The sequence below is a fragment of the Endozoicomonas sp. Z74 genome (assembly GCF_057680865.1).
This window is the reverse complement of sequence record NZ_JBLYZI010000169.1, coordinates 1-6827: the sequence shown is the minus strand read 5'-3', so window position 1 is coordinate 6827 and position 6827 is coordinate 1. Positions and strand designations below refer to the sequence as shown.

The 6827-nt window shown below is 53.0% G+C and carries 5 protein-coding genes; 1 reads left to right on the top strand and 4 read right to left on the bottom strand.

Going from position 1 to position 6827, the window contains the following annotated elements:
• Positions 1 to 478: 478 nt before the first annotated feature.
• Positions 479 to 880: an acyl-CoA thioesterase gene (locus ACNRUY_RS25415; RefSeq protein ID WP_488114466.1), complete on the bottom strand. Its 402-nt coding sequence runs from the start codon at positions 878 to 880 to the stop codon at positions 479 to 481.
• A gap of 139 nt (positions 881 to 1019) precedes the next feature.
• On the opposite strand from ACNRUY_RS25415, the gene ACNRUY_RS25410 reads away from it, so the two are divergent.
• Complete coding sequence (locus tag ACNRUY_RS25410) at positions 1020 to 2525, top strand: SDR family oxidoreductase (RefSeq protein ID WP_488114465.1); 1506 nt, start codon at positions 1020 to 1022, stop codon at positions 2523 to 2525.
• Between the two features lie 19 nt (positions 2526 to 2544).
• Here the strand turns inward: ACNRUY_RS25410 and ACNRUY_RS25405 are convergent, their stop codons facing one another.
• From ACNRUY_RS25405 to ACNRUY_RS25395, 3 genes are read right to left on the bottom strand one after another with little or no spacing between them, the layout of a single operon-like run.
• Positions 2545 to 4851, bottom strand: a complete 2307-nt coding sequence (locus tag ACNRUY_RS25405; protein ID WP_488114464.1) for a PqiB family protein — start codon at positions 4849 to 4851, stop codon at positions 2545 to 2547.
• Positions 4841 to 5647, bottom strand: a complete 807-nt coding sequence (locus ACNRUY_RS25400; protein WP_488114463.1) for a paraquat-inducible protein A — start codon at positions 5645 to 5647, stop codon at positions 4841 to 4843. Before ACNRUY_RS25400 ends, ACNRUY_RS25405 begins: the two co-directional genes overlap by 11 nt.
• Positions 5634 to 6329: a paraquat-inducible protein A gene (locus tag ACNRUY_RS25395; protein WP_488114462.1), complete on the bottom strand. Its 696-nt coding sequence runs from the start codon at positions 6327 to 6329 to the stop codon at positions 5634 to 5636. The genes ACNRUY_RS25400 and ACNRUY_RS25395 overlap by 14 nt, the downstream gene beginning before the upstream one ends.
• Positions 6330 to 6827 lie beyond the last annotated feature (498 nt).

Below are 6827 nucleotides of genomic sequence, written 5' to 3'. Positions count from 1 at the left end.
GATTAGTATGAATCATAAGGGTTACCTTTTTACGATTTAGATTTCAGTGATTTCACCCTCTATCTAAATCGGTAACCCTTCCCTTTTTTGAAGAGGGAATTGTCAGATCAGATCTGAACTAATGCAGTGAAAGCAATCTCGACACTGATTCCGGTTCTATATCCTCAGTCCTGTTTACCGCAGTACTTACTATATCTCCTTACACTGAACAGCCGCTCACTGCTATCAATGGTCAAGCTATTCATTATCTTCAGGACAAAACCACTATCATTGATCTACTTCAAGAGTACATTGCTACTGTCTATAGCCACCTTCCAGCCAGCTTTGACTCTCCCCGCTTTCGATTAAGAGTATATTTCCTGGAAAATGAATAATTTGAAATAGCAAAAAAAACACACCTGAGTTCCACCCTGTAATACCATGAGCTGAATCTAGTTCTGAGCTTATTGAGCCCCCTCCAATAAGCTCATAGCTCTGGCTACACAGGCTCTTGATACACAAGTTCATTTAACTGCTGCCGGATCTCATGGGGAATTGTCATGGAGGACTGCTGTTCAAAGTCAAAATGAACCATCACACTGCGGCCACGGGCACATACCTTTTCGGCCAGCCTCACTTCCTGTAGAACCACCATGGAACTGTTGCCCACCTTTTCAAGCCAGGTGCGGATTTCCAGATCCTGACCGTAGTAAATCTGTGCCACGAAGTCCACTTCAATGCGCGCCAGGATCAGCCCCCAGCCTTCCGGGCTCAGGTCTGGGGAAAACAACCGGAAAATCGGCTCACGGGCTTTCTCAAACCAGATGGGCAGCACGGTATTATTAATATGCCCGGAGGCGTCGGTTTCACAGAAACGGGGAGAGACAGTATCAATAAACATCTGAGTTATTTTAATTCTTTTCAACGATGAGCGACGTCAGAGATTGTGCCCTCAACGAAGATCAATTGGCAAGATAACTGATACAATCCAGAGACGGGCTGCCTGCCATGGCAGCAAACGCAGACCTGGGCACTCTATTATGAACAATAACATCCTGGTCATCGGCGCTTCCGGCTATATTGGACGACACCTGGTTCCAAAACTTCTGGCTTCTGGCTACTCAGTCACAGCCGGGGCCCGCAACCCTGAAGCACTCCAGAAAGAACATGAGTTCAGTCATCCACAGCTGACCTGCAAACACCTGGATCTGGAAAAACCGGACACGCTGGCAGCAGCCCTCGAAGGAATCGACACCGTCTTCTATCTGGTCCATGGCATGATGGCAGGCAGCCGGTTTTATCAGTACGAAACCCGGCTGGCCCGTCATTTCATGCAGGCCCTGAAAAAAGCCCCCGTTAAACGGATCATTTACCTGGGAGCCCTTTTGCCAGAATCGGCACCATCAAAGCTGTCAGAAAGAGCATCCAAAGAAACCACACCGTCTCAGCACCTGCAGGCCCGCAAGGTAACCGGAGATATTCTCAGGGAGTCTGGCTGTCAGGTCATTGAGCTGCGGTCCGGCATCATCATCGGCCCGGGCTCCGCCGCCTTCGAAGTCATGAGGGATATGGTCTACCATCTGCCTGTAATGACCACACCAAAATGGGTACGCTCACGCTCTGCTCCCATTGCACTGGAAGACCTTCTGTTTTACCTCGAACACTTTATTCAAAGCCCCGTCGAGGGCTGCCCGATTATAGAGATCGGTGGCCCGGAAGCGCTCTCCTACGAAGATCAAATGCGACGCTTCGCCCAGCTGATTCACAAACCGTTGTGGATCATCAAAGTCCCTTTTCTCACTCCAGCGCTGTCCACCTACTGGCTTCACCTGATTACATCGGTCCCCACCCCAATCGCCAGTGCTCTTATCCGAGGCCTGGCCCATGACCTGCTGCCTGACCCGCAGAAGACGATTCAGAAGTGGGTTTCGAGAAAGTGCCAGGGGTTTGATGAGGCGGTCAAAAGCACACTGGCCAGGGAAAACCAGCTGCTGAACAACGAAATCTGGCACTATGACAGAGAGGCACTGGAGCGCTGGCGTCCCGGATTTGCCTTCTACCCCAAGCAGGCTGGTTACACCCTGAAAACCAGCCTGCCCCCGGAAAAACTCTGGCAGACTCTGTCAACCATAGGTGGCAAGCACGGGTACTTTTACGCCAACGGGCTGTGGAAAATCCGCGCCTGGCTGGACTGGCTCGTGGGAGGAAAGGGGCTGCAAGTGCCCACTGCAAAAGAGGCTCAACATCAAGCCCCCCCCTTGGAACGGACATTAAAAGCAGGAGACCGAATCGATTCCTGGAAAATCCTTACCGCCATTGAAAACCGTCACCTCTCACTGCTCTTTGGCATGAAAGCCCCCGGGTTGGGCCGTCTTGAATGGAGGATAGAAGACCATGGACAATATCGAACCCTGGATATCCGTGCCTGGTGGCACCCGGCAGGATTCTGGGGCCTGCTGTACTGGTTTGCCATGCTGCCGGCCCATCTGTTTATTTTCCGGGGGATGGCTAAAGCCATAGAGAAGCAGAGCAAAATAGATCCTTAACGTTTTACCACTAACAGGATCACTGTTTATTGAGTGGAATCTCCGGCTGCCACTGCATCCAGGCCTTCTCGGGTTTTTGAACCAGCTGGAAGCGATGGCCTGGAGCCACCGGCTTGTTCGGTGGCTCCGGTGTCGCAAAGGAAATCCCACCTGATAACAAAGCCTCCAGGGACTCCGTTCGAATGGATGCCCCCTTGAACAGGCCCACATCGATATCGATGCCACTGGCATTCCAGAACCGGCTCTGGTCGCTGACCAGAGACTGATAACGCTCCTCGATGTTAATGACAATGATCACCTGGCTGGCAGGGTTGGCCAGCCGGTAGCCCGTCACCTCCCCAACCGGGATTTCCCGGTAATAGACAGGATTTCCCCGTCGTATGGATCCCAGGCGGTCACTGACCAGCTCCAGCACCAGACCGGTTGGACGGGGAAGATCATCGGGTTCTTTTCTCTGGCCAATAAAGCGTTTCCTGGAGGGGCCCGGTTTCTCCGCTACCAGCAGGTTGATGTAAGACCCTTTCAGTACCGTGTCCAGATTGGCGCTACCGGCCAGCCCAAGCTTGGGCCCCACCAGCCAGAACCGTGTGCCTTCACGGGCAAGCCACGCCTTATCGCCATCCAGCAATGCCCTGGCAACCACCCCTTTTCCAGCGGCATCCAGATCCACTCCCGTCAGGCGCCCAACCTCTACACCACGAAACCGGATTCGAGTCCCCTCCTGCAAACCGTCCGCTTTCTCAAAATAAATATCAATGGGCAGCCCATCTTCGAGGGAACCCTTTTCATCCCGGTAAAGGGTAAAACGGTCGCCATTGCTGGCTCTTTTCCCACCAGGACTGTCGGTCCGGAAAGCAATCCCGCCGGAAATCAATGTGCTGAGAGTGCCCGCACGGATTTTAAAGCTGCTGAGGTTACCCTCGAAACTGAGGCCACTGACATTCCAGAAGCGACTGCTGTTGTTCACCAGGTGGCGGTACCTTGATTCAATCAGCCCATACACTTCCACCCCTTCAGGCCGGAGTTCATAAGACTGAACCGTACCCACAGGAACATTGTGGAACAGAATGGGGCTGCCCACGGTGACTCCCCAGAGCGATTCAGCCCTGAAAGACAGGTGCAGCCCCGGTGCTGTTGCTGGTGCTGCAGGCCGCTGGCTCATTCCTTTAAAAAGACGCTTTTCCTGGCCTTTATCAAGGTCCTTTTTATTGACATCCATGGCCACATAACGACCACCCAGCAAAGTATCCAGCCCGGTCACGCCCTGAAGACCAAGCCTGGGCTCCACCACCCAGAAACGGGCCCCTTCCACCAGCATGGAACGGGCCTCTGGTCGTATGCTGGCCTCTGCCACTATCCGGTTCATATCTTCACTGACATCAATGGCCCGGATGCGTCCCACCTCAAAGCCATGAAAGCGGATTGGCATTGAACGTTCCCCCAGAGAAACCTCAAGGGGAAACTCAATGGTGATGGGAATACCCACTTCAGCTTCTTCATAATCTGGATAAAGCACAAAGCTCTGACCGTCACTCACCGGGGAAGAGGCGATCTCCCATTCCGGAGTGTAAAAAGCAATGCCTCCCTGCAGAATGGACACCAGAGATTGAGTGCGGACCTTCAGGTTTGAAAGGTTGCCACTGACATGGACCCCTCCGGCATTCCAGAACCGGGTATTCTCATGAACGAGGTGAGCAAACTGGGAACGGATAAAGACCTGAACCTCCACCGACTGGCCATCCTCTGACAGATCATAATCAAACACCTCACCCACTTTCAGTTTGCGGTAATACACCGGGCTCCCTTCTTCAACGGATGAAAGTTCCCTGGCTCTGAGGGTAAGTCGTAAACCGTCCTGTTTGTCCACAAGAGAGGGCGCCTCTGCCAGTGCCACAAACGATCTTTTCTTCTTCCCCGAAGCGGATGGACTGAAAGCGATGTAATTACCGGACACCAGGGTATCGAGCCCCGATACTCCGGCAAAGCTGACCTGGGGTTTGACCAGCCAGAAGGCACTGTTTTCCGTGAGCAGCTCTTCAAAGCGGGCATTCATTTCGATAGAGACGTCCACAGCTTCCAGATCTTCGCTGGGCGCAAGGGCCGTCACCCGGCCAATGGCAATGCCCTTGTGCAGTACCTCCGTTTTACCCACTTTGATACCCCGGCCGTCGATAAAACGAACCTGAACTTCTAACCCTGACTGCTCAAGGGTCCGCCAGGCGAGCCAGCTGACAATCACCAGGGCAATGAGCGGAAGGAACCAGACAGGCGTCAGGTGTCGATGCTTTCTGACCCTGGCCGGGGAGACCGGATGATCATCGGTCATTTTCACCTCCTGTATACCCATCGCCTTTCAAGTTGCTACTTTGTTGGCTGCAATCACTCACCCCGGTCACTTGGTTAATCCAAGCTCCCGGGGCTTCGTTCTTTTGCCGCCGCGTAGCAACATGAAATCCTTTGGGTATATACGCGGGGCCTGCTATTTTTCTTTCGCTAGGGGCATTTATCTCAGCGCTCAACGGAGCATCTGCATCATCCCATAGCAGCCTGGGGTCAAAACTGATGGCCGCCAGCATGGTCATGATCACTACTGACGCAAAAGCCCAGGCTCCAGCACCGGGAATCACCTGGCTGATCTGGCCAAACTGCACCAGAGAGGCCAGCAGTGAGATAATAAAAATATCCAGCATTGACCAGCGACCGATCCAGACAATCACACGATAGAGTTGCATTTTCCGGTGCAGGGATAACCTGGTCCGACCCGACAGTTGCACCGACAGGAGCAGCCACATCATGCCCAGCAATTTCAGCAATGGCACAACGATGCTGGCGGCAAAGACCAGCGCGGCAATGGCCAGCAGACCGTGGTCCAGCAACCTCATGACACCGGACATGATGGTGTCAGCACTTCCCTGCCCAAACCGGTTGACGGTCATCATCGGCAGAATATTCGCTGGAACGTAGAGAATGGCAGCAGTGACGGTCAGCGCCCAGCTTCTGGCAATGCTGTTTGTCCGGCGGATCACCACTTTGGCACCACAGCGGGGACAATGAACTGCGGATTGACTGCACACATAGGAGCAGTCCAGACACAGCTTCAAACCCGCCTCAGCACCGTTCATGGTTTTTCCCAGATTCATTGTCCATGGCGCTGTCAGCCACCAGTTTTTCCCACATCCAGTGTTCATCCAGATTCAGGCTAATGGCAATCTCCGTCACCATGAGGGCCCCAAAACAGAACAACCCTGCTCCCAGCTGCACACTAGCCATATCGGCCAGTTTAATGACCGACACCAGTACACCGAGCATATAAATTTCCACCATGCCCCACTCCCCCAGATGCACATAGCAGCGGAACAGCTTTCTGACACCCCGAACCCTTCTATTGAAGACCGCACACAGCAACACCGGCAGCAGTATCAGCAGACGCAACAGGGGGACTCCGATACTGGTGGCAAAAACAATGACCGCAACGGCTGGAAGCCCCTCTCGCCACAGCGCCAGTACGCCACTCCAGAGGGTACTGCCCTGCTGCTGCCCCGCCAGCTCCATGGTCAGAACCGGCAGCAGATTGGCCGGTAGAAAGAAAAAAAGCCCGGTCATCACCAGAGCGAGCAACCGGTGGGATTGAGGATGACGTTGACGCGCCAGAACATGATGACACCTTGGACAACAGGCTTCCTGCCTGACACTCAGCTCAGGTACGGACACCAGAAGGTCACAGTCCGGGCATAAATACACCTTCCGAACGGTCTCAGCCCCTGGTGAATCAGGGGGCAATACATTGAGAGGAAGATCATTCATTCAAAGCCATCCTTCGATAGGGATATTGGCAATACTGACGGCCACTACAGCGAAAGTATGGCTCGACTCCGGAAATATTGAACCCCGGTCAAGGAACATCTCCCAGGAAAATCGGGTTGCCAGCCTCAAATTCCTTGCTTCTAATTCAGAGTCATCGGCAGCGGGTGCGCGATGCAAAGCCTTTCCATAAACAAGAAAGCCCTTCCTTCCCAGGCATATCATCATCCAATTCAAAATGAATGGGCTTCAAGGTAACGGCCCATAACCAACTTCTGGTAAAATTCATAGGCAGGCAAGGCAGTATATCCTCTGTACGCCAAGCCTATTGATCTGCCATTGCAAGAATGATGTTGGAGGTAATGATGAAAGGTGGCGCTGTTCAAATTAAGTGTTGCTCTACCCAATGTATAGAAACTTGATCTAAAAAAGCCTCCTCTGAGAAGAGTTGAGTTTTAAGAAACCTTTTCCACCCGAGGTAACGAGACAGGTATTTTGTTG